The following is a 21,299-nucleotide window of genomic DNA, read 5'->3' as shown; positions in this document are numbered from 1 at the left end:
TCCGGCAAGGCATGTGAAAGGATTTTCCCTGGTATTCGATATCGGGGGATATTCCATGCGCCGCGCACACACCACCGTCGCCGCGACGGCAGGGCTCACCATCGCGCTCGCCGCCTGCGGCCTTTCCACCGGCAGCACCGGTGGCCCGTCGCCCACCGGCTCGGCGGCGGCCGAGAAGATCGCCTGGGGCGCCTGCACCGACCTGGCCGTGCCCGAGGGCGCGGCACCCGCCACGCCCAACGCCGCGCTCCAGTGCGGCAAACTGCGCGTCCCGCTCGACTACACCAAACCCGGCGGCGAGACCGTCGACCTGGCGATGATCAGAATTCCGGCCACGGGGCCCGGTGAGCGGATCGGGTCGCTGGTGTTCAACTTCGGCGGGCCCGGCGCCTCGGGCGTCGACACGATGGCGCGGGCGGTCAAGGCGTTCACCACCCTCAACACCCGCTACGACCTGGTCAGCTTCGACCCGCGTGGTGTCGAGCGCAGCCGCGGTGTCAGGTGTGGCGACGGCAAGGACATGGAGGCGTACGTCTCGCTCAACTCGCTGCCGTCCAACGAGCAGACCAGGGAGAAGACCCAGGCGGTCACCGAGCAGTTCACCAAGCTGTGCGAGAAGGACTCGGGGCCGGTCCTGCCGTACGTGGGCACCGTCAACGCCGCCCGCGACATGGACCAGATGCGCGTCGCCCTCGGCGACGCCAAGCTCAACTACTTCGGCATGTCGTACGGCACGCACCTCGGCGCCGTCTACGCCACCCTGTTCCCCAAGAACGTGGGCCGCATGGTCCTCGACGCCCCGCTCGACCCGAGCGTGACGTTCGAGCAGCGCACGATCGCCCAGACCAAGGGCTTCCAGCAGGCCTACGAGAGCTTCCTCAAGGACTGCGTCCAGCAGGGCTGCGAGCTCGGCAAGAGCGTCGAGGCGGCCGACAAGAAGATCACGAACCTGATGTACCAGCTGGTCGAGTCGCCGCTGAAGGTCGGTGACCGGGAGCTGACGCAGGGCCTGGCCGGCACCGCCGTGGCGGCCGCGCTCTACTCGAGGCTGAGCTGGCCGTTCCTGGAGAGCGCGCTGGCGTCGGCGCTGAAGGGCGACGGCGGGGCGTTGATGTACCTGGCCGACACCTACACCGGGCGCAGGCCGGACGGCACCTATTCCACCGAGATGTCCAGCTTCCCCGCCGTCACCTGCGTGGACACCGCCGAGCGGCCCAGCGAGCAGGAGCTGGTGCGCACGGAGGAGGCGGCGCTGAAGATCTCCCCGCTGTTCGGCAGCGTGGGCGCCGGATCCATCTGCCGGGTGTGGCCCGTGCCAGGCAGCGACGAGGCCAAGAAGGTGGACGCTACGGGGTCGGGGCCGATCCTGGTGGTGGCGGGCAAGGGTGACCCGGCCACGCCGTACCAGTGGGGGCCCAAGCTGACCAAGCAGCTGAAGACCGCGACCCTGCTCACCTACGAGGGTGAGGGGCACGGCGCCTACCTGTCGGGCAGCAAGTGCATCGCCGGGTCCGTCAACGCCTACCTGCTCCAGGGCAAGATGCCCGAGGAGGGCGCTTCCTGCCCCTCCTGACGGAGGCGCGGCCGGACACGGGCCGGCGCGGCCCGTGTTCGGCGGATGCCCTGCGGCCGCCGCCGGGGATGAGTGGATGCCCTGCGGTCGGCGCGGCCTGTGTCCGGCGGATGGACTGCGGTCGGCGGCCCGTGTCGGGGGATGCCCCGTGGTGGCCGGCCCGGGATGAGTGGGTGCCCTGTGGTCGGCACCGCCTGGGATGAGTGGATGCCCTGGGCGCGCCGCCGCTCGGCGGTTGGCGGCGTGCCCAGGGAGGATGGACCGCCGAAGGCGGTCGGTGCCCCTGCCGCGCGGTCCGTGACCCGGGTCGCGCGAGCGGAGGCTGCGTCATGTCCGCGCGGCGGGGAAGGCGCCGGTCAGGGCGGCGGCGGGAAGGGCTCGCCGGCCTTCAGCGGACGGGTGACGCGAGTCAGCCGGCCGGTGGGGTGAAGATCCCGAACAGGTTGCCGGACACGTCGTGCAGGTAGGCGAAGCTGGTGCCGTCCTGGTCGGCGACGACCTTGCGCACCACCTTGCCACCGAGGCTCTCGACCTTCGCGCACGTCGCCGCCACGTCCTCGACCAGCACGCAGAAGGTGGCGTGGTTGGGCACCTCGCCCCCGGTGCCGTACAGGCCGCCCCCGGGCTGTTCCTCGCCGGTGGCGTGGATCATCCGGTAGTCCATCGGGGCATCCGGGTCGGGGGTGAACGTCCAGCCGAAAAGGTCGCCGTAGAACCGCTGCGCCGCCTCGGGATCGTCGCTGGCGACTTCGAACCAGGCCACGGTGTTGACCATGTGCACTCCAGGTCGTCAAGTTTCTCGAACACGACAACGATAAGACGCGATGGCGACAACCCTATGTCGGTGTTTTCGAATGCTTAATCGAGCACCTAGTCGAGCACCGTGCCGCTGACGATCATGTCGGGCACGTCGGTGACGTACCCCTCCAGTGGCCGGTCGGGGCAGCGCTCCTCGCTCACCGACGCGGCGGCGATCCGGTCGAGCCGGAAGACCCGCACGTCGTCGCGCAGGCGGCACCAGGCCACGAGGTACCAGAAGCCGCCGCGCCCGCCCAGGAACACCCCCGGCTCGACGTCGCGCGAGGTGAGGGCGCCCTTCCTGTCGGCGTACTCCAGGTGGAGGACGCGCCGGCGCAGCAGGGCGTCCTCGATGGCGCGCGAGACGCCCGCGCGGCCCAGCGGCTGGATCTCCTCGCCGGTCTCCTGGGGGGCGACGAGCTGGACGCGCCGGGCCAGCTCCCTGGCCAGGTCGCCCTCGGAGCCCGGCATCGCGGCGACGACCTTGCGCAGCGCGCTGCGCGCCTGGCGGCCGAACGGCTGGTCGCCCGCCCTGCTGAGCGCGATCGCGATGGCGACCGCCTCGGCGGGGGTGAAGTTGAGCGGGGGCAGGGAGTGGTTCTTGTCGATCGCGTAACCGCCGCTGCGGCCGGGCTCGGCGTAGATGGGCACGCCGGACTCCTGGAGCGCGGCGATGTCACGCTCGATGGTCCTGACACTGACCTCGAAGCGCTTGGCGAGCTGGCGCGCTGACCGGCATCTGGGGGAGATCGCGCGCAGGTCCTCGACGAGCGCGTAGAGCCGATCGGTACGGTTCACAACCGGAACGCTACGCGCCGCCGCCGACAATTCCGCCGCCGTGGCAGGCGATGGTGAGAACAGTGTCGCCCGTCCGTCACCATCGGTGGCCACGCGAGAGGCCCGCCGCACGCACGGCGGGCCCGACGCGGCGCCCCCATCACGCGGTACGGCACCGCGCGCCCGCGGGGCGGGCCGGCATGACCACCGGCAGCCCGCCCGGCGCCACTACGACACCGCACGCCGCGGGGCGGGCCCCTGCCTGGGACGGCCTACGAGGGGATCTTGGCGGTCGCCGTCCCGCCCGCGCGGACGGGCACCTTGGCCACCGTGTACGTCACCCCGTCGATCACCTTCGGGATCCCGGGGAAGCGGTGCCCGTTGACCTCCAGCCACCGGTGCTCGCCGGCGAAGCGGGCCTCCCAGAACACCGGCCCGTCGCCCTTGTTGGTGAAGGTGCTGGAGTCCGTCCCGTCGTGCCGTACGGTCACCTTGCCGGAGCCGACGGGCACGTCGGCCACCTCCAGCCAGCCGATGTCCGCGGGCAGGCGGGACTGGGTGGCCACGGTCCTGCGCGGGGCGTCGGGCTGGATCCCCATGAGGCCCTCGACCGTCTGGCTGACCAGCGTGAACGGCACCTCGGGGTAGTCGCCGTTCAGCCCCTGGCGGGAGCTGACGTGCCGCTCCTCTCGCCTGTCGTAGACGTCCTGCATCCACTTCCACGCCGTGCCGGCCCGGTTGTGCCGGAAGAAGGTGTCCGGCAGGTAGGTGATCGCCTCGATGTTGCGCGGCCGTCCCGCCCCCGAGGCCTCGGCGTCGACGAAGTCGAGGTAGGCGTCGTTGCGCGGCCCCGCGTCGATGATGCCCTTCATCGGCATGAACCAGCTGTTCTCCTTGCCGAAGCCGGTCAGCGGCGTGCCGTCGACGGTGTAGGCCCTGACGAACTCGCCGCTGCCCTGCTTCACGCTCCACGTGGTGTTGAAGTACTCCTTCACCGCGCGTGCCCGCTTCTCCTGGGCCCGGGACAGCGTGCGGTCGCCCTTGTCGCGGGCGAGCGCGGCCAGGGCCTTGTGGGCCTGGTACTGCGATCCGATGGCGTCGCCCGCCTCGGCCAGCGGCTCGCCGCCGACCTCGTTGTAGCTGGCGGTGCCCTGGAAGATGCCCCTGCCGGTGCCCTCGGCGATGCCGTTGGGCAGCAGGCCGTCGTGCAGGGTGACGAAGTCGGCGGTGGCGCGCCGGTAGTAGTCCCAGAAGACCGGGTCGTCGAGGTAGGCACGGTCGCCGGTCCATCTGAAGGCCTGGTTGGCCTTCTCGACCAGCTCGAAGGTGGCGGGGACCTCGCGGACGAAGTCGGTGGGCGAGCGGTAGTCGATGGACAGGTAGGTGGAGGCGTCGAAGTTCAGCGCCCACACCGGGTAGAACTTGTGCTCCTCGGTCGCCGACCGGGCGAAGGAGCGCAGCATGTTCTTGTTCTGCTCGGCGAGCCCGAGGATGTGGGCTCCGGCCAGCTGGTGGGCGAAGTCGCGCGAGTAGTAGCCGCTGCGGTGGGCGTAGCCGGCCCAGTAGGAGGAGGTGTAGACGCCCTCGCCCGTGCCGCCCGGCTGGCGCTCGTCCACGTTGAGCGGGCCGGGCACGCCGTTCTGGTGCACCCAGGAGCCTGCCTTGGCCTTGGCCCACCCGAACATCTCGACGATCTTGGGGTTGGAGGAGCGTACCGCGGGCGAGGCCGTGGCCCCTGGCGAGATCATGACGTCGTCGACGTTCACCCAGCCGGAGCCCGAGCCGAAGACGACGCCGAGCCGGTCGCCCTCGGCGAAGGCGACGTCGGAGATCGTGTAGCGGGTGTAGGTGCCGCGCGAGGGCAGCGTGACCGTCTCCACGGGCGTGCCGCCGCGCAGGACGGTGAACGTGCCGCCGGCCCCGTCTGTGGCGATCCACGCCGACACCGAGTAGGTGCCCGCCGTGGGCACGGTGATCGTCTGGCTGACGCTCTTGCCGGGCCCGGCGTCGAGGTAGACGAGCTTGGCGCCACCGTGGGGGCGGTTGGTCGCCACGCCGGTGCCGGCGGTGAAGGTCCACCCTTCGGTGTCCTTCTCGAAGCCGGGGTTGACGACGACGACAGGGCCGGCGGCCAGGACGGAGCTGAGCAGGACAGGTAACACCAACATAGATACTCCCGATGATCGGATGAATCGGCTAGGCAGAGTCTGCTGGGGAAGGACTCTCGGAAAGGACTAGCGCGGTGCCGCCGTCGAGCCGCGGACGACCAGCTCGGGGCCGAACATCAGCTCGCCGCTCGGCACGCCCCGCCCGCTCACCAGCGCGACGACGCTGCGCGCCACCTCCTTGGCCAGCCGGTCGATCGGCTGGCGGACGGTCGTGAGCGGCGGGTCGACGAACTCCATGATCATGGAGCCGTCGTAGCCGACCACGGAGACGTCCTCGGGCACCGACAGGCCGGCGCGCCTGACAGCTCTGATCGCGCCCAGCGCCATGAAGTCGCTGGCCGCCACGACCGCCGTGGCGCCCCGGGAGAGGAGCGTCGTGGTCGCCGTCTGCCCGCCCTCGATCGTGTAGTACTGCCGCGTCACCAGGGACTCAGGGTCCGCCACCCCCCGCCGGGCCATGGCGGTCACGAACCCGTCGACCCTCCGGTCGGCGGGCCGGTTGGCGGCGGGCCCCGAGGCCATCCCTATCGCGCGGTGCCCCAGGCGCCACAGGTGGTCGACGGCCAGCTCGGCGGCCATGACGTCGTCGGTGGACAGCACGGGCATCGAGTGGCCGGCGAACCCGCCGTTGACGCCGACGAAGGGGATCCGCCGCGCGGCCAGGATGTTGCAGGTCTCCGGGTCGGGGTCGTCGAGGGTGTTGCTGGCCGACAGGAACACCACCGCGGCCACGCCGTGGTCGGCCAGCGCGGAGACGAACTCGCGCTCCTGTATCCCGCCGGGCAGCGCCGGGCACAGCACGCCCTTCAGCCCGTGCGGGGCGAGCGCCGCCTCGATCAGCTCGGCGACCTCGGCGAACCAGGGGTTCGACACCCACGGCGTGATCACCGCGACGATCTGGCCGCGGGTCGAGCGCTCGTAGCCGAGCTCGGCCATGGCCCGCTCGACCGCCTCGCGGGTCCTGGCGGACACGCCCGCCCGCCGGTTGATCACCCTGCTGACCGTGGCCTCGCTGACCTCCGCGCGCGCGGCGACCTCGGTGATGCCGATCTTCACCGTTCCTCCTCCAGGAGCGCCTCACCCGAGGTCTTCAGGACCACCAGCCCCGAAGCAGGTACGGCCAGCGAGACCAGCCCCGCGCCCAGCCGCCGTACCTCAGGCTCGATCCTAGAGCCGTCGGGCGCGTGCAGGCGTGCCACGTGGGCGCCGGGCCCGCGCACCTCCAGCACCAGCCGCTCCCCGCCCGTCCCGTTGACCAGCGTGATCTCCCGGTGGGCCGCGGTGTCGACCGGCACCACCCGTTCGGCGCTCACCGAGATCACGCACTCCTCGCCGAGCGCGGCCGTCACCACGGGATACAGCTCGTCGGGCCGTCCCGGCTCCACGTGGCCGTCGAGCAGGACGTCGCGCAGCCGCCGCCATTCCGCCAGCCAGAACGCGACCATCCGCAGATGCCCCTCGGGCAGGCCGGCCAGCCGCGCCGAGATCTGCGGGACGGCGTGCAGCGAGCCGATGAGCTGCCGGGCCGCGCTGTGCGCGCCGCCCCGCGGGTCCCACATCAGCATGTCGCCGTGCACGACGCCGGCCACGGCCAGGAATCCGGTGTCGATGGTCCTGACCCGGTTCGCGATCGCGTCGGCCGGGCAGTCGTCGGCCCGCAGCAGGTCGGCCTGCCCGGCGATCCCGGGCCCCACGTACGGCTGGCGGAACTCCAGCAGCGCCCGCTCTCCCACCGCACGCCGGACGTCGGACACCAGCATCCGCATGGCCGTGCCGACGTCATGGATGTCGGCACCGCGGGGTGGCGTGCCCGCGTAGACCATCGCCTCGTCCAGGAAGTCGATCTTGAGCCCGTCGATCCCGTACTCCATCAGCCGGGCGCACAGCGCGACGACATGCCGCCTGACCTCGGGGCGCCGGGGGTCGAGCACCCTGGCGCCGGGTACTCCCGCCATGGCGGGCGCGTAGGGCTCGAGCTCGTCGAAGCAGGCCGCGTCGGGCCCGAGCAGCAGCGGCGCGACCCACACCAGGTATCGCAGGCCGAGGCCCTGTACCCGCGCGATATGCCCCGCGAAGTCCGGAAATTTCTCGCTGTCCGGCTGCCAGTCGCCGACGCCCCGATATCCACGGCCGTGCCCCAGCTGCTGCCACCCGTCGTCGACGATGAGCGTGCCGCATCCCGCCGACACCGCCAGCGCCGCCTCCTGCTCGACGCCCTCGGCCGAGACGTCCTGCGCGAAGCCGTACCAGGTGGAGTAGACCGGCTCGCGAGCCCCCTCCGCCGGCCGGCGGGCGCCCGCCCCCAGCGCGCGCCGCAGCTCGCGCATCGCCGTCGCCACCGTGGGCGCGCTCCCCGCGAGGCGGATCCGGTACGGCCCCGCCGGCACGGCCAGGTGCACGACGAAGGTCTTGGTCTCCTCCGACACCCCGAACCGCATCGTCACCTCGGGCACGGCGTCCTCGGCGGCGAAGGCGAGCAGCGTGCGGCCCCTGCTGTCGTACAGGCACCCGGCCGCCGCCCCCCTCACCAGGGAGGTCCGCTCGAACCCGGCCCAGTCGGCGACCAGCGTGCGCCGCCAGTCGCAGGCCGGATGCCAGAACCCGACGGCGTCGCCGAGCGGCACCGACAGCCGGATCTCCAGCTCCTCGGGGGAGCCGATCTCCAGCACGTCGCCGTCCAGCCGCCAGGCGGCCGGCGCGCCGCGGGTCAGCACGGCCAGCCGTACGTCGTCCAGCAGGTGCTCGGTCGGCGCGGGCGCCAGGCCCGCGGTCGTGACGCTCACTCTTTCACCGCTCCAGCGAGGAGTCCGGACACGAAGTGTCGTTGGAGGAGGAGGAACAGGACGGCCATCGGCAGCGCGGCGACCGCCGTGCCGGCGAGGATCTGGCCGTAGTCGGTCTCGGTGGCGCCCCGAAGGGCGGCGATCGCGAGGGGGATCGTGTAGGCGTCCCTGGTGCGCAGCGCGATCAACGGCCACACGAAGTCGTTCCACTGGTAGAGGAACAGGTAGATGCCCAGCGCGGCCAGCGCGGGCCTGATCGGCGGCAGCACGACCCTGAAGAACAGCCGCAGCTCGCCGCAGCCGTCCACCCTGCCCGCCGACAGCAGCTCGGAGGGCAGCGCGGACATCGACTGGCGCATGAGGAAGATCCCGAAGGGCAGCGCCAGGTTCGGCAGGATGACGGCCTGGTAGGTGTTGAGCCACTCCAGCGCCAGCATCATCTTGAACAGCGGCACGAGCGTGACCTGGCTGGGGATGACCAGGCCCAGCATGAGCAGCCCGAACAGCACCTCCTTGCCGCGGAAGTCGTACTTGGCGAAGCCGTAGCCCGCCATCGTGCAGACCAGCCCGGCCAGCAGCGTGTAGACCGTGGCGATGAACAGCGAGTTGCCGACGACGCGGCTGAAGCCGAGGCCGGCCTCGAGACCGGCGAGGTTGTCCAGCAGGTGGCCGCCGGGCAGCAGCGGCGGCGGGCTGCCGAAGACCTCGGCGGTGCTGTGCGTGGCGGCGACCACCAGCCAGTAGAACGGCACCAGCACCACGGCGACCGCGACCAGCAGGGCGGAGGTCAGCATGATCTGCCGGCTCATGACCGATCCCCCAGCACGCGGAACTGCACGATCCCGAGGATCCCGATGATGACGGCGAGCGCGTAGGCGATGGCCGAGGCGTAGCCGAAGTCGAGGTACTTGAAGCCGGTGTTGTACAGGTACAGGCCGACGGTGACCGTGCTGTTGTCGGGCCCGCCGCCGGTCAGCACGTACGGCTCGTCGAACAGCTGGAGCGTGCCGATCGTGGACATCACCAGCGTGAGCAGGACGACCGGCCGCAGCCCCGGCAGGGTCACGTGCCTGAAGCGGTGCCATGCGCCCGCCCCGTCCACCGACGCCGCGTCGTAGAGGTCCTGGGGCAGCGCCTGCAGCCGAGAAAGGAAGATCACCGCGTTGTATCCGGTGTAGTGCCACGTCAGCGCCAACCCGAGGGAGACACGGGCCCACAGCGTGTCGGTCAGCCACGGCACCGGCGGGACGCCCACCAGGCCCAGCGCCCAGTTGACGAGCCCGGACTGCGGGTTGAGCAGGACCGCGAACAGCAGGCCGTAGGCCACCAGCCCGGTGATCATCGGCAGGAAGAAGCCGAGCCTGATGAAAGCCTTGAACCGCAGCAGCGACGAGTTGAAGGCCACCGCGAGCGCCAGCGCGATGGCCAGCATCAGCGGCACCTGGACGACGAGGATCACCACGGTGTTGCGCAGGGCCGTCCAGAACAGCGGGTCGTCGGCCAGGCGCGTGTAGTTGGCGGCGCCGGCGAAGGTCTGCAGCGCGCCGTCGGTCTTGAACAGGCTGAGCCAGAACGACCAGGCGATCGGGTAGAGCTTGAAGAGCGCGAAGAGCACGAGGGCCGGCAGCACCCACAAGTAGGGCGCCACCCGCAGCGCGGACAACCGCCGCAGGCCCGCCGGCCGCACCGCGGGGGCGCGCTCGGCCAGGGCCGTCACCGCAGCACCTTCCTGCCGGTCTGCTGGGCGACCAGGTCGGCCGCCTCCTTCAGCACCGTGGCCGGGTCGGCGCCCTTGAGCAGGACCTTGCTCTGCGCGTCGGTCACGGCCTTGAGCGCGCGGGGGTAGTCGGCGGAGTAGTTGGTGACGTAGGAGGGCTGCTTGAGCGCCTCGAGGAAGACCTCGCCCTTCTTCTGGCCGCTGAAGAACTCCGAAGGGGCGTGGAAGACGGGGTCGTCGTAGGCCTTCATCAGGGCGGGCGCGATGCCCTTGCCCTTGTAGATCGCCACCTGGTTCTCCGGCCTGGTCAGCACGAACTCGGCGAAGGCGTAGGCGGCGGCCTGGTCCTTGCTGGTCCCGGCGACGGCCAGGTGGGTGGAGTTGACGGTCGCGGCGACCTTGCCACCGGGGGTGACGGCCGGCGGCAGCCGTACCTTCCACTTGCCCTTCTCCCCCGGCACGTTCTCCTCGATGATGCCGCCGAACCAGGTCGGCATGGCCTGGACCGCCACCGCGCCCTTCTTCATCGCGCTGATCATCGTGTTCCAGCCGCCGGCCAGGTCGGCGACCAGGCCGGCGTCGTTGAGCTTCTTGATGACGGTGAGCGCGGTGACGGCCTGCGGGGTGTCGAGCGTGATGTTGCCCTGCATGTCGAAGTAGAAGCTGTCCTGCAGCTGCAGCAGCATCTCGAAGAGGTTGGCCGAGTCGGCCTGGGAGGCGGGCTTGTCGATGCCGAGGAGCTGGACGCCGGTCTTCTCCTTGAGCTTGACGCCGGCCTCGATGACCTCGTCCCAGGTCTGCAGCGACTCGACGTCGACGCCCGCCTTCTCGAACAGGTCGGCGCGGTAGTAGAAGCCGGCCGAGTTGGCCTCCCACGGCAGCGCGTAGACCTTGCCGTCGCGGCTGACGGTCTCCCACATGCCCTGGGCGAAGGCCGCCTTGTGCTTGCCCGCGCCGAGCGGCGTCAGGTCGGCCAGCCCGCCGGGGAACTTCTCGATGTAGGCGGGCAGGTAGTCCACGCCGATGTGGAGCACGTCGCCGAGCCCCTGGCCGCCTGCCGAGAGTCCGGCGGTGATCTTGTCCCAGATGGCCGGGTTGCCGATGTCCTGGACGTCGACCTTGACCGCGGGGAACTGCTTCTCGAAGGCCGGGACCAGCTGCTTCATCATCGCGGCCGGGCCCTGCCAGCTCCAGACGGTGATCTTGCCCGTGCCTCCCGCCGAGGCGCCCGGGGTGCCGCCACCGCAGGCGCTCAACGCGCCTCCCGCGGCGGCCAGCGCGCTGAGCTGGAGGAAACGGCGGCGGTCGAGGTGGGCCATGGGGGATCTCCAGGGGGTGCAGAGAGTGGCCTGACGCGCCCAGACGCTACCTCCGCGTTTCGATGACTTGCAAGACTGGAACGAAAACTTTCAGCGAATCAGGCATGGCGGCAGGCATGCGAAAGCCACGGGGACCGCCCTACGCGGCTGTCCACTCCAGCAGCCGCTCCACCGGCCAGGTGTTGACCACCCGCTCGGCCGCCACCCCGCACATCGCGGCCCGCTCGCAGCCGAAACGCTGCCAGTCCAGCTGGCCGGGGGCGTGCGCGTCGGAGTCGACGGCGAACACGCATCCCATCTCGTAGGCCAGCCGCAACAGCCGCTTCGGCGGGTCCAGCCGGTCGGGCCTGGAGTTGATCTCCACGGCGACCCCGAACCTGCGGCACGCCTCGAAGACGAGCTCGGCGTCGAAGTCCGACTCCGGCCGCAGGCCGCCGCGCCTGCCGCCGCCCTTCACGATCCGTCCGGTGCAGTGGCCCAGCACGTCGACGTGGCGGTCGGCGATCGCCGTCACCATCCTGCGCGTCATCTCCTCCGCGTCCATGCGCAGCTTGGAGTGGACGCTGGCCACCACCACGTCCAGGCGGGCGAGGAGGGCGGGATCCTGGTCCAGGGAGCCGTCGGCGTTGATGTCCACCTCGATGCCGGTGAGGATCCTGAACGGCGCCAGCCGCTCGTTCAGCCCGGCGACCACGTCAAGCTGCTCGCGCAGCCGCTCGGCCGACAGGCCGCGGGCGACCGTCAGGCGCGGCGAGTGGTCGGTCAGCGCGCAGTACTCGTGACCGAGCGCCCTGGCCGAGGCGGCCATCTCCTCGATCGGCGAGCCGCCGTCCGACCAGTCGGAGTGGGTGTGCAGGTCGCCCTTCAGCGCGGCCCGCAACGCGGCGCTCTCCTCGTCGAGGTCGGCGCCCGCGGTGGCCTGGAGCCTGCGCAGGTAGGTCGGCACCTTCCCGTCGAGAGCCTCGGTGACGGCCAGCGCGGTGACCTTGCCGATGCCCGGCAGCTCGGCCAGGGCGTTTCCCCTCGCCAGCCGGACGAGCTCGGCCCGCGGCAGCTCCTCCACCGTCGCCGCGGCCCTCCTGAAGGCCCGTACCCGGTAGGTGGGCTCGCCCGCGCGCTCCAGCAGGAACGCGATGTCACGCAGTGCCTGGACCGGCTCCATGCCGGCATACCTACCCAAAGGGAACCCCATTCTCGGCGACAACGTTGTTGCGGATATAAACCCCCGATAAGCTCTGGAGCCCCATGGCAGAAACCCGCTCCCGCAAGTCGACCAAGGTGATCACGCTGACGGCGCTCGGCGTGGTCTCCTTGATGGTTGTCGGGTTCTGCTCGGCACAGGACGACTACGAGGAGGTCGGCGCCGACTGCGTCGACCTCAACACCCAGCTCCCCGACGGCTCCTACCTGGTCGTCGACGACGACTACTGCGACGACGACGGCGGCGGCGGGCACTCCTCCCACCGCGCCTACGGCTGGTACTACGGCGGCGTCAGGTCGGGCGTGCGCGTGCTCAAGGGCACCACGGTACGGCCCGCCGAGGCGCGCATCACCAGCAGGACCGGCCACGTCGTCCAGCGCGGCGGCTTCGGCGGCAGGGGCGGAGGCGGCAGCTGATGGCCCGCAGGCTCTCCTCCGGCGCCGTGACGCTCGGGGCCGTGGTGACCGTCTCGTCCGTCGTCCTGTCGGGCTGCGCCTCGGGCGGCTCCACCTACGTGGGCTCCGAACAGGTCGCGACCGACTCCTTCACCGAGGAGGACACCTCCGCCGAGGACGACCTCGCCGAAGAAGCCGAAGAAGCCGAGGAAGCTGGAGAAGACGAGGAAGAAGAGGACGAGGTCGTCGCCCGCTGCGTCAGGCGCGACAGCGAGAGCGACGACGGCTACCTGATCGTGTCCGACGACCGCTGCGACGGCGCGGGCAGGCACAGCGCCTTCCTCTGGTACTACGGCGGCACCAAGGTCAAGAACCGCCTTGCCAAGGGCACGACCATACGCCCGCGCGGGGCGTACATCGTCACGAAGGGCGGCGACGAGATCACCCGGACAGGCAAGATCTCCAGGAGCGGCTTCGGCAACCGCACCTCCACGGGGTCCTGATGCGGCGCGAGCACGCCTCCCCCCGCGACGGCTGGGAGAAGATCGTCGAGGGCCACGGCCTGGCCTTCCACCGCTCGGTGCAGGCCGCGCACCTGCCCCGCCCCTACTGGGACGAGTCCGTCCACTACGTCTTCTCCATGGACCAGGTGCTCGACCTCGAGGCGCAGGTCGAGGAGCTGCACCGGATGTGCCTGGCCGCGGTCGAGCACGTCATCGCCGAACGGCGTTTCGCCGACTTCGCGCTGCCCGAGTGGACGTGGCAGGAGATCGCCCACTCGTGGGAGCGCCGCGACCCGCACCTCTACGGCCGCTTCGACCTGCGCTACGACGGCGTCTCCCCGCCGAAGCTGCTGGAGTACAACGCCGACACGCCCACCTCGCTGGTGGAGTCGAGCGTCGTGCAGTGGTACTGGCTGCGGGACCGCTTCCCGGCCGACGACCAGTGGAACTCCCTCCACGAGCGGCTGATCGACAGGTGGCGCGCGCTGGTGCTGCCGACCGGGCCGACCCATTTCGCCTGGACCAGCATGGACGAGACCGGCGAGGAGGCGATGACCGTCGCCTACCTGCAGGAGACCGCCGACCAGGCCGGGCTCGTCACGGTGGCCATCGCGATGGAGGACATCGGCTGGGACCCGCTCAACCGGCGCTTCGTCGACGTCGAGGGCCGGGTGATCCGCTCGGCGTTCAAGCTGTACCCGTGGGAGTGGATGCTGGCCGACGACTTCGGCGCGCACGCCGTACGGCACGCCGCCTCGACCACGTGGATAGAGCCGCTGTGGAAGGCGCTGCTGTCGAACAAGGCGCTGCTGGCCGTGCTGTGGGAGCTCTATCCCGGCCACCCCAACCTGCTGCCCGCCTACCTCGACGGCCCCCGCGAGCTGACCTCCTACATCGTCAAGCCGCTGCTGGGCAGGGAGGGCGCCGCGATGCGGATCGTCACGCCCTCGGAGACGCTGGAGACCCCCGGCTCCTACGGCGCCGAGGGCCACGTCTACCAGGGCTTCGACCCCCTGCCCTCGTTCGACGGGCAGCGGCCCGTGCTCGGCGCGTGGATGGTCGCCGACGAGTCGGCCGGGCTCGGCATCCGCGAGACCGCGGGGCTGATCACCGACGACACCTCGTCCTTCGTCCCCCACAGGATCGAGCTGTGACCGCCGCCGCCCACGCCTCCTCCCCGGCCTGTCCGCCTCCGCCCGCCCGGCCTTCCCCCGGCGGGCACGACCCGACCCCCATGCCCCCCGGCACCCGTGCCAGGCGCTCGACGGCGAAGAAAGAGTCACCGTGAACCTCATCGACCACCTGGCCAACGGCGCGCTGGCCATCGCCGCCTACGCCGTCCTCGGCGTGATCCTGCTGATCGTCGGCTTCTACGTCATCGACCTGGCCACGCCGGGCAAGCTCAGCGCGGTCATCAAGCATGAGCGCAACCCCAACGCCACCCTGCTGACCTCCTCGGGTCTGGCCGCCGTCGGCCTCATCGTCGCCGCCTCGATCTGGTCGTCCGGCGGAGCGCTGCACGAGGGCTTGCTCGTCACCGCCGTCTTCGGACTGGTCGGCATCGCGGTGCAGACGGTGGCGATGCTGCTGTTCGACCTGGTCGCGGGCGTCTCGGTGCGCGAGCTGGTCAAGGAGAGCGAGTTGCAGCCCGGCGCCCGCCTGCTGGCCGTCACCCACCTGGTCATCGGCCTGATCACCGCCGTCGCCGTCATCTAGTAGCCGGCACGGGCTCGCCCGGGAGCGGCCCACCCCTGCTCCCGGGCGGGCCCGTGCCCGGACCGGACCGGCGGGGTCCGACCGGGCAACCGGCGCACGCGCCGCGCCCGGCCGCGCCGGACCGGCCCGCTCCCACGCACGTGGCCGGGCCGGACCGGCGCACTCCCGTGGACCTGGCACTCTAGAGGCGTGACAGACCACGAGGACCGGACGCGCGAGGACACCACCCGGCGTCTCGAGCGCAACATGGGCACCCTGGGCACCGCGGCCATGGCGCGCATGGACGAGCGGTTGCCGTGGTTCCGGGCGCTTTCCGCCGAGGACCGCTCCTGGGTCGGCCTGGTCGCCCAGGCCGGCATCGCCGCCTTCGTGGAGTGGTTCGCCCACGCGGGCGAGGGCCGCCCCACCCCGAGCATCGAGTTCTTCGGCACCGCGCCGCGCGAGCTGAAGCGTTCCATCTCCCTGCAGCAGACGGTCGACATCGTCCGCATCGTCGTCGAGGTCGTCGAGACGATGGCCGACGAGCTGGCCGCTCCGGGCGGCGCCGACCAGCTGGAGCAGGCGATGCTCCGCTACACCCGCGACGTCGCCTTCGCCGCCGCGCAGGTCTACGCCCGCGAGGCGGAGGCGCGCGGCGCGTGGGACGCCAGGCTCGAGGCGCTGATCGTCGACGCGCTGGTGCGCGGCGAGGTCGACGACGGCCTGCACTCGTGGGCGGCCGCGCTCGGCTGGACGTCCGCGCCGGTCGTGGTGATCGCCGGGCACGCGCCCGACGACGATCCGCGCGCGGTCATCGACAGCCTGCGGGAGAAGGGCCGGCGGATCGGCATGGACCTGCTGGCGGGGGTCCAGGCCGACCGGCTGATCGTGATCGTGGGCGGCGCCCAGAGCGTGGAGCAGGCCTCCAGACAGGTGGTGCCGCGCTTCGGTCCCGGCCCGATCGTCATCGGGCCCGAGGTGCCCGACCTGCACGCGGCCGCGAGCTCGGCGCGGGCCGCCATCGCGGGGCTGAAGGCCTCCGCCGGCTGGCCCGACGCGCCGCGGCCGGTGCACGCCGAGGAACTGCTGGCCGAGCGGGCCCTCGACGGCGACGAGGACGCCAGGGAGCAGCTGGTGGAGTCCGTCTACCTGCCGCTGGCCGGCACCCCGCTGCTCGACACCCTGGCCACCTACCTGGAGCAGGGCACCTCGCTGGAGGCCACGGCCAGGCTGCTGTTCGTGCACCCGAACACGGTCAGGTACCGGCTGAAGAAGATCACCGAGCTGACCGGCTACCAGCCGACCGAGGGCAGATCAGCCTTCACCCTGCAGGTCGGGCTGATTTTGGGACGGCTGTCGGAGAGCGCCGTAACCTGGCGTGCACTAACGTAACCTGGCCGAAACCCTCACTGTAGGGTTCCTACAAATCCCCCTGGACAAAGTTCGTGCGGATCTCCATCCGCGTGTCAAACCTCTACAGGGCATCGTGGGTCTCGTGTTCGTACTCGTCGCTCCGGGCCAAGGCGCCCAGACTCCAGGCTTCCTTTCTCCCTGGCTAGAGCTGCCCGGCCTCGCCGACAGGCTTTCGGCATGGTCAGAGGTCGTCGGGCTCGACCTGATCGCCTACGGCACCACCGCTGACGCCGACGAGATCCGTGACACCGCCGTCGCCCAGCCCCTGCTGGTGGCCGCCGCGCTGGCCGCCGCCGAGGCGCTCGGCGCCACCCCCGACCTGCTGGCCGGTCACAGCGTCGGCGAGTTCGCCGCCGCCGCGCTGGCCGGCGTGCTCACCCCCGAGCAGTCGCTGGCGCTGATCCGCGAGCGCGGCCAGGCCATGGCCAAGGCCGCCGCGGTCACCGAGACCGGCATGACCGCCGTGCTCGGCGGCGTCGAGGCCGACGTGCTGGCCGCCATCGACAAGCACGGCCTGACCCCCGCCAACATCAACGGCGCCGGCCAGATCGTCGCGGCGGGCACGCTGGAGCAGCTGGCCGCCTTCAAGGAGGAGCCGCCCGCCCGCGCGAGGCTCATCCCGCTGCAGGTCGCGGGAGCGTTCCACACCGTCCACATGGCCCCCGCCGTGGAGCACCTGCGCGCGGCCGCCGCGAGCATCACGCCGGGCGACCCGCACACCAAGCTGCTGTCCAACGCCCACGGCCAGGTCGTCGGCAGCGGCACGGAGTTCGTGAGGCTGCTGGTCGACCAGGTCAGCAACCCCGTCCGCTGGGACTCCTGCATGGAGACCATGGCCGCGCTCGGCGTCACCACGATGGTCGAGCTGCTGCCCGGCGGCACGCTGACCGGCCTGGCCAAGCGCGCTCTGCGCGGCGTGAAGAGCGTCGCGCTCAAGACCCCCGACGACCTCGACGCGGCCAGGGAGCTGATCAAATGAGGATTCCCGACGTCGCCCCAGGGGCGAGGATCCTGGCCTTCGGCCACTACCAGCCGACCAACATCGTCACCAACGACGACCTGGCCAAGACGATGGACACCAACGACGAGTGGATCCAGTCGCGGGTCGGGATCAAGGAGCGCAGGATCGCGCCCGCCAACGAGTCCGAGATCGACATGGCCGTCCAGGCCGGCGGCAAGGCGCTGGCCGGCTCGGGTCTCGCCGCCGCCGACATCGACCTGGTGATCGTGGCCACCTGCACGCTGGAGTCGCAGATCCCCAACGCCGCCGCGCGAGTGGCCAGCCGCCTGGGCATCGCGGCCCCCGGAGCCTTCGACGTCAACGCCGCGTGCGCGGGCTTCTGCTACGCGCTCGGCGCGGCCAGCGCCGCCGTACGGTCGGGGCAGGCCACCAACGTCCTGGTCGTCGGCACCGAGAAGCTGTCGCAGTGGATCGACTGGACCGACAGGGCGACGGCGGTCATCTTCGCCGACGGCGCCGGCGCCGCCGTGGTCACGGCCTCCGACACGCCCGGCATCGGCCCGGTGGTGTGGGGCAGCGCGGGCGACAAGTACGACGCCATCATCATCAAGGACCGCGACTCCTTCCTGCACCAGGAAGGTCAGACGGTCTTCCGCTGGGCCACCACCGCGCTTCACCCCGTGGCCAGGGAGGCCTGCGAGCGTGCCGGGGTGGACCCCGCCGACCTGGCGGCCTTCGTGCCCCACCAGGCCAACCTCCGCATCATCGAGGCCATCGCCCGCAAGATCGGCGCGGACAACGCCGTCATCGCACGCGATATCGTGCTGGCGGGCAACACGTCGGCTGCCTCCGTCCCGCTCGCGCTGTCCCGCATGATCGAGCGCGGCGAGGTGCAGTCGGGCCAACTGGCCCTCCTTCTCGGCTTCGGTGCCGGTCTGACCTACGCCGGCCAGGTCGTCGAGATCCCATGACTTGTACGGCGCGCCGCGCCCGGCGCGGCCGGCCGTACAACACCCAAGAAGAATCCCAAAGGAGAACTACCGACATGGCAGTCAGCGAGCAGGAGATCCTCGAGGGCCTCGGCAAGATCGTCAACGAGATCACTGGGATCCCGGCGTCCGAGGTCACCCCGGAGAAGAGCTTCGTGGACGACCTCGACATCGACTCCCTGTCCATGGTCGAGATCGCCGTGGCCGCGCAGGACGAGTTCGGCGTCGAGATTCCCGACGACCAGCTCAAGAACCTGAAGACGGTCAAGGACGTCCTCAACTTCATCCAGGCCTGAACCTTCCCTTCTGATCAGCAAGGAGCGTAACCACGTGAGTGCGAACCGGGCACGAGTCGTCGTCACCGGGCTCGGCGCGACGACGCCCCTCGGTGGAGACGTCACCTCGACCTGGTCGGCGCTCCTCGCCGGTCAGTCTGGTGTGCGGACCCTCACCGAGGACTGGGTCGACAGCGTCCCCGTGAAGTTCGCGGGCGTCGCCGCCGTCGACCCGTCCGAGGTGCTGCCGAGGCCGGAGGCCCGTCGGCTCGACCGCAGTGAGCAGCTGGCCCTGGTGGCCGCGCGCGAGGCCTGGCAGGACGCGGGCGCGCCGCAGGTGGCCGCCGAGCGTCTCGGCGTGGTCGTCTCGAGCGGCATCGGCGGCATCACCACGACGCTGTCGGCCTACGACACCTTCAAGGAGAAGGGCTGGAGCCGCCTGTCGCCCTTCACCGTGCCGATGCTGATGCCCAACGGCCCCGCGGCCTGGATCGGGCTCGACCTGGGCGCGATGGCAGGGGTCCACGCGACCGTCTCCGCCTGCGCCTCCGGCGCCGAGGCGATCGGCTACGCGATGGACATGATCAGGGCGGGCCGCGCCGACATCGTCGTGGCCGGTGGCACCGAGGCCGCCATCCACCCGCTCAACATCGCCGCCTTCGCGGCCGCGCGGGCCATGTCGACCCGCAACGACGACCCGCAGGGCGCCTCGCGTCCGTGGGACCGCGACCGCGACGGTTTCGTGCTCGGCGAGGGCGCGGGCATCGTCGTGCTGGAGTCGGAGGAGCACGCCAAGGCGCGCGGCGCCCGGATCTACGCCTACGCCGCGGGCGTCGGCTACTCGGCCGACTCCCACCACATCACCCAGCCCGAGCCCGAGGGCAGGGGCATCATCATGGCGATGACCCAGGCGCTCACCGACGCGGGCGTGACCGGCCAGGACATCAAGCACATCAACGCGCACGGCACCTCCACGCCGGCCGGTGACGTCATCGAGGTGCAGTCGGTGGCCAAGGCCATCGGCACCCACCCGCTGGTCACCTCCACCAAGTCCATGACCGGCCATCTGCTGGGCGGCGCGGGCGGCATCGAGTCGGTCTTCACGGTGAAGGCCCTCGAGGGCCGCATCGTGCCCGCGACCATCAACCTGGCCAACCCTGACGACGGCATCGAGGTGGACATCGTCCACGGCGAGTCCCGCAAGCTGCCGGAGGGCGACATCGCCGCGGTGAACAACTCGTTCGGGTTCGGCGGCCACAACGTGACCGTCGTCTTCACCAGCCACTGAGGGAGCACCGGATGACCGTGCTCGACAACGGTGCGGTGACCGGCGCCTCCGACGAGACGCCCGCCGATCCTCGCGACCCGGTCGTCCGCCTGACCGCGCTGCTCGACGAGGGCTCGCTGCGTCCGATCACTCCCCAGGACAAGAGCGGCGTCCTCGCCGCCATGGGCCGTGTCGAGGGTGTCCCCGTCGTCGCGTTCTGCAGTGACGCCCGCTTCCAGGGCGGCGCGATGGGCAGCGAGGGCTGCGAGCACATCGTGCACGCCTACGACGTGGCCGTCCGTGAGCGGGTGCCGGTCATCGGCGTCTGGCACTCCGGCGGTGCGCGACTCGCCGAAGGCGTCGAGTCGCTGCACGCCGTCGGCCGGGTCTTCGCCGCGATGACCAAGGCGTCGGGCATCGTGCCACAGCTGTCGGTCGTCGTCGGCCCGGCCGCGGGCGGCGCCGCCTACGGCCCCGCCCTCACCGACATCGTGATCCTCGCCGAACAGGGCCGCATCTTCGTTACCGGCCCCGACGTCGTACGCAGCGTCACCGGCGAAGACGTCGACAGCGCCGCGCTCGGCGGCCCCGAGCCGCACAGCAAGCGCAGCGGCGTCGTCCACGTCGTCACCAAGACCGAGGCCGAGGCGCTGCTGACGGCGCGCCGGCTGGCCGTCCTGCTCGGCCACCAGGGCAGGGTGCGCACCTCCTCGGTCGAGGAGGTCGACTTCTCCCCCCTCCTTCCCGAGTCGGCCAGGCGCGCCTACGACGTCAAGCCGCTCGTCAACGGCCTGCTCGACGAGCAGGGCGTCGAGCTGCACCCCAAGTGGGCGCCCAACATCGTCACCACGCTCGGCCGCCTGGGCGGCAGGACCGTCGGCGTCATCGCCAACAACCCGCTGCGGTTGGGCGGCTGCCTCGACGCCACGTCCGCCGAGAAGGCCGCTCGCTTCGTTCGCATGTGTGACGCGTTCGGCGTGCCGTTGGTTGTCCTGGTGGACGTTCCCGGCTACCTGCCGGGCGTCGGTCAGGAGCACGACGGCGTGGTCCGCCGCGGCGCCAAGCTCCTGCACGCCTTCGCCGAGGCCTCCGTGCCGCGCGTCACGCTCGTCACCAGGAAGGCGTACGGCGGCGCGTACATCGCGATGAACTCCCGCGCGCTCGGCGCGACCAGGGTCTTCGCCTGGCCGACCACCCAGGTCGCCGTCATGGGCGCCGTCGCGGCCGTCCGCGTCCTCAAGCGCCGCGAGCTCGCGGCCGCTCCCGAGGAGGAGCGGGCCGAGCTGGAGCACCGCCTGGCCGAGGAGCACGAGAAGCTCGCCGGCGGGTTGCGGCGGGCGCAGGAGATCGGCGTGATCGACGAGGTCGTCGAGCCGGCCGCCACCCGTGGCGCCATCGCCAGGGTCCTCGCCGCGGCCACCCCGGCCAGGGGCGCCCACGGCAACATCCCGCTGTAGCCGTTCCA

20 protein-coding genes are annotated in these 21,299 nt (G+C 71.4%); 11 read left to right on the top strand and 9 right to left on the bottom strand.

Annotated features, from left to right (window positions below; genetic code table 11):
- Positions 1-55: 55 nt before the first annotated feature.
- Positions 56-1,573, top strand: coding sequence for an alpha/beta hydrolase (locus tag ACWEVS_RS23325; RefSeq protein WP_452553258.1), 1,518 nt, complete (start codon positions 56-58; stop codon positions 1,571-1,573).
- Positions 1,574-1,982: 409 nt separating this feature from the next.
- Here ACWEVS_RS23325 and ACWEVS_RS23320 read toward each other — a convergent pair whose 3' ends face one another.
- The 9 genes from ACWEVS_RS23320 to ACWEVS_RS23280 form a co-directional block, all read right to left on the bottom strand.
- A complete protein-coding gene (locus tag ACWEVS_RS23320) occupies positions 1,983-2,348 on the bottom strand; it encodes a VOC family protein (protein WP_449927968.1) in 366 nt (121 codons plus the stop codon).
- 95 nt (positions 2,349-2,443) lie between these two features.
- Positions 2,444-3,169, bottom strand: a complete 726-nt coding sequence (locus ACWEVS_RS23315) for a helix-turn-helix transcriptional regulator (protein ID WP_354904993.1) — start codon at positions 3,167-3,169, stop codon at positions 2,444-2,446.
- A 251-nt stretch (positions 3,170-3,420) separates the two neighbouring features.
- Positions 3,421-5,316, bottom strand: a complete 1,896-nt coding sequence (locus ACWEVS_RS23310; protein ID WP_452553256.1) for a hypothetical protein — start codon at positions 5,314-5,316, stop codon at positions 3,421-3,423.
- Positions 5,317-5,382: 66 nt separating this feature from the next.
- The gene (locus tag ACWEVS_RS23305) at positions 5,383-6,372 is read right to left on the bottom strand and encodes a LacI family DNA-binding transcriptional regulator (protein WP_449927962.1); all 990 of its coding nucleotides are present in this window, start codon (positions 6,370-6,372) and stop codon (positions 5,383-5,385) included.
- Positions 6,369-8,099, bottom strand: coding sequence for a glycoside hydrolase family 36 protein (locus tag ACWEVS_RS23300; protein ID WP_449927960.1), 1,731 nt, complete (start codon positions 8,097-8,099; stop codon positions 6,369-6,371). Before ACWEVS_RS23300 ends, ACWEVS_RS23305 begins: the two co-directional genes overlap by 4 nt.
- Positions 8,096-8,908, bottom strand: coding sequence for a carbohydrate ABC transporter permease (locus tag ACWEVS_RS23295; protein WP_449927958.1), 813 nt, complete (start codon positions 8,906-8,908; stop codon positions 8,096-8,098). Before ACWEVS_RS23295 ends, ACWEVS_RS23300 begins: the two co-directional genes overlap by 4 nt.
- Positions 8,905-9,816, bottom strand: a complete 912-nt coding sequence (locus ACWEVS_RS23290; RefSeq protein WP_449927956.1) for a carbohydrate ABC transporter permease — start codon at positions 9,814-9,816, stop codon at positions 8,905-8,907. The genes ACWEVS_RS23295 and ACWEVS_RS23290 overlap by 4 nt, the downstream gene beginning before the upstream one ends.
- Positions 9,813-11,135 (bottom strand): ABC transporter substrate-binding protein, encoded by a 1,323-nt coding sequence (locus ACWEVS_RS23285; RefSeq protein WP_452553254.1) that lies wholly within the window; start codon positions 11,133-11,135, stop codon positions 9,813-9,815. The genes ACWEVS_RS23290 and ACWEVS_RS23285 overlap by 4 nt, the downstream gene beginning before the upstream one ends.
- A 139-nt stretch (positions 11,136-11,274) precedes the next feature.
- On the bottom strand, positions 11,275-12,297 hold the full coding sequence (locus ACWEVS_RS23280; RefSeq protein ID WP_449927952.1) for a PHP domain-containing protein: 1,023 nt from the start codon (positions 12,295-12,297) through the stop codon (positions 11,275-11,277).
- Positions 12,298-12,380: 83 nt separating this feature from the next.
- On the opposite strand from ACWEVS_RS23280, the gene ACWEVS_RS23275 reads away from it, so the two are divergent.
- From ACWEVS_RS23275 to ACWEVS_RS23230, 10 genes are all read left to right on the top strand, one after another.
- Complete coding sequence (locus tag ACWEVS_RS23275) at positions 12,381-12,752, top strand: hypothetical protein (RefSeq protein WP_449927950.1); 372 nt, start codon at positions 12,381-12,383, stop codon at positions 12,750-12,752.
- Positions 12,752-13,234 (top strand): hypothetical protein, encoded by a 483-nt coding sequence (locus ACWEVS_RS23270; RefSeq protein ID WP_449927948.1) that lies wholly within the window; start codon positions 12,752-12,754, stop codon positions 13,232-13,234. Before ACWEVS_RS23275 ends, ACWEVS_RS23270 begins: the two co-directional genes overlap by 1 nt.
- Positions 13,234-14,388, top strand: a complete 1,155-nt coding sequence (locus tag ACWEVS_RS23265; protein WP_452414416.1) for a glutathionylspermidine synthase family protein — start codon at positions 13,234-13,236, stop codon at positions 14,386-14,388. Before ACWEVS_RS23270 ends, ACWEVS_RS23265 begins: the two co-directional genes overlap by 1 nt.
- Before the next feature lie 130 nt (positions 14,389-14,518).
- Positions 14,519-14,950, top strand: a complete 432-nt coding sequence (locus ACWEVS_RS23260) for a DUF350 domain-containing protein (RefSeq protein WP_354905018.1) — start codon at positions 14,519-14,521, stop codon at positions 14,948-14,950.
- Between the two features lie 246 nt (positions 14,951-15,196).
- Positions 15,197-16,321 carry a PucR family transcriptional regulator gene (locus tag ACWEVS_RS23255; RefSeq protein ID WP_354905235.1) on the top strand — a complete coding sequence of 375 codons (1,125 nt, stop codon included), beginning with the start codon at positions 15,197-15,199 and terminating at the stop codon, positions 16,319-16,321.
- A 103-nt stretch (positions 16,322-16,424) separates the two neighbouring features.
- Positions 16,425-17,321, top strand: a complete 897-nt coding sequence (locus tag ACWEVS_RS23250) for an ACP S-malonyltransferase (protein ID WP_449927943.1) — start codon at positions 16,425-16,427, stop codon at positions 17,319-17,321.
- Positions 17,318-18,274: a beta-ketoacyl-ACP synthase III gene (locus ACWEVS_RS23245; RefSeq protein ID WP_449927941.1), complete on the top strand. Its 957-nt coding sequence runs from the start codon at positions 17,318-17,320 to the stop codon at positions 18,272-18,274. The genes ACWEVS_RS23250 and ACWEVS_RS23245 overlap by 4 nt, the downstream gene beginning before the upstream one ends.
- Before the next feature lie 74 nt (positions 18,275-18,348).
- Complete coding sequence (locus tag ACWEVS_RS23240; RefSeq protein ID WP_183646883.1) at positions 18,349-18,588, top strand: acyl carrier protein; 240 nt, start codon at positions 18,349-18,351, stop codon at positions 18,586-18,588.
- 34 nt (positions 18,589-18,622) lie between these two features.
- The gene (fabF, locus tag ACWEVS_RS23235; RefSeq protein WP_449927938.1) at positions 18,623-19,855 is read left to right on the top strand and encodes a beta-ketoacyl-ACP synthase II; all 1,233 of its coding nucleotides are present in this window, start codon (positions 18,623-18,625) and stop codon (positions 19,853-19,855) included.
- A gap of 11 nt (positions 19,856-19,866) precedes the next feature.
- On the top strand, positions 19,867-21,291 hold the full coding sequence (locus ACWEVS_RS23230) for a carboxyl transferase domain-containing protein (protein WP_449927936.1): 1,425 nt from the start codon (positions 19,867-19,869) through the stop codon (positions 21,289-21,291).
- Positions 21,292-21,299: the final 8 nt, after the last annotated feature.

This window comes from Nonomuraea sp. NPDC003754 (assembly GCF_053605785.1).
Note: the sequence above shows the minus strand (reverse complement) of the source record. Positions and strands in the feature narration are given on the sequence as shown.

Bases quoted from the DNA above. Each gene is read 5' to 3' on its own strand.
- ACWEVS_RS23265 (WP_452414416.1), top strand. From the start codon at position 13,234: ATGCGGCGCGAGCACGCCTCCCCCCGCGACGGCTGGGAGAAGATCGTC.
- ACWEVS_RS23230 (WP_449927936.1), top strand. From the start codon at position 19,867: ATGACCGTGCTCGACAACGGTGCGGTGACCGGCGCCTCCGACGAGACG.
- ACWEVS_RS23245 (WP_449927941.1), top strand. From the start codon at position 17,318: ATGAGGATTCCCGACGTCGCCCCAGGGGCGAGGATCCTGGCCTTCGGC.
- ACWEVS_RS23270 (WP_449927948.1), top strand. From the start codon at position 12,752: ATGGCCCGCAGGCTCTCCTCCGGCGCCGTGACGCTCGGGGCCGTGGTG.
- ACWEVS_RS23325 (WP_452553258.1), top strand. From the start codon at position 56: ATGCGCCGCGCACACACCACCGTCGCCGCGACGGCAGGGCTCACCATC.
- ACWEVS_RS23255 (WP_354905235.1), top strand. From the start codon at position 15,197: ATGGGCACCCTGGGCACCGCGGCCATGGCGCGCATGGACGAGCGGTTG.
- ACWEVS_RS23275 (WP_449927950.1), top strand. From the start codon at position 12,381: ATGGCAGAAACCCGCTCCCGCAAGTCGACCAAGGTGATCACGCTGACG.
- ACWEVS_RS23295 (WP_449927958.1), bottom strand. From the start codon at position 8,908: ATGAGCCGGCAGATCATGCTGACCTCCGCCCTGCTGGTCGCGGTCGCC.
- ACWEVS_RS23320 (WP_449927968.1), bottom strand. From the start codon at position 2,348: ATGGTCAACACCGTGGCCTGGTTCGAAGTCGCCAGCGACGATCCCGAG.
- ACWEVS_RS23285 (WP_452553254.1), bottom strand. From the start codon at position 11,135: ATGGCCCACCTCGACCGCCGCCGTTTCCTCCAGCTCAGCGCGCTGGCC.
- ACWEVS_RS23310 (WP_452553256.1), bottom strand. From the start codon at position 5,316: ATGTTGGTGTTACCTGTCCTGCTCAGCTCCGTCCTGGCCGCCGGCCCT.
- ACWEVS_RS23280 (WP_449927952.1), bottom strand. From the start codon at position 12,297: ATGGAGCCGGTCCAGGCACTGCGTGACATCGCGTTCCTGCTGGAGCGC.
- ACWEVS_RS23240 (WP_183646883.1), top strand. From the start codon at position 18,349: ATGGCAGTCAGCGAGCAGGAGATCCTCGAGGGCCTCGGCAAGATCGTC.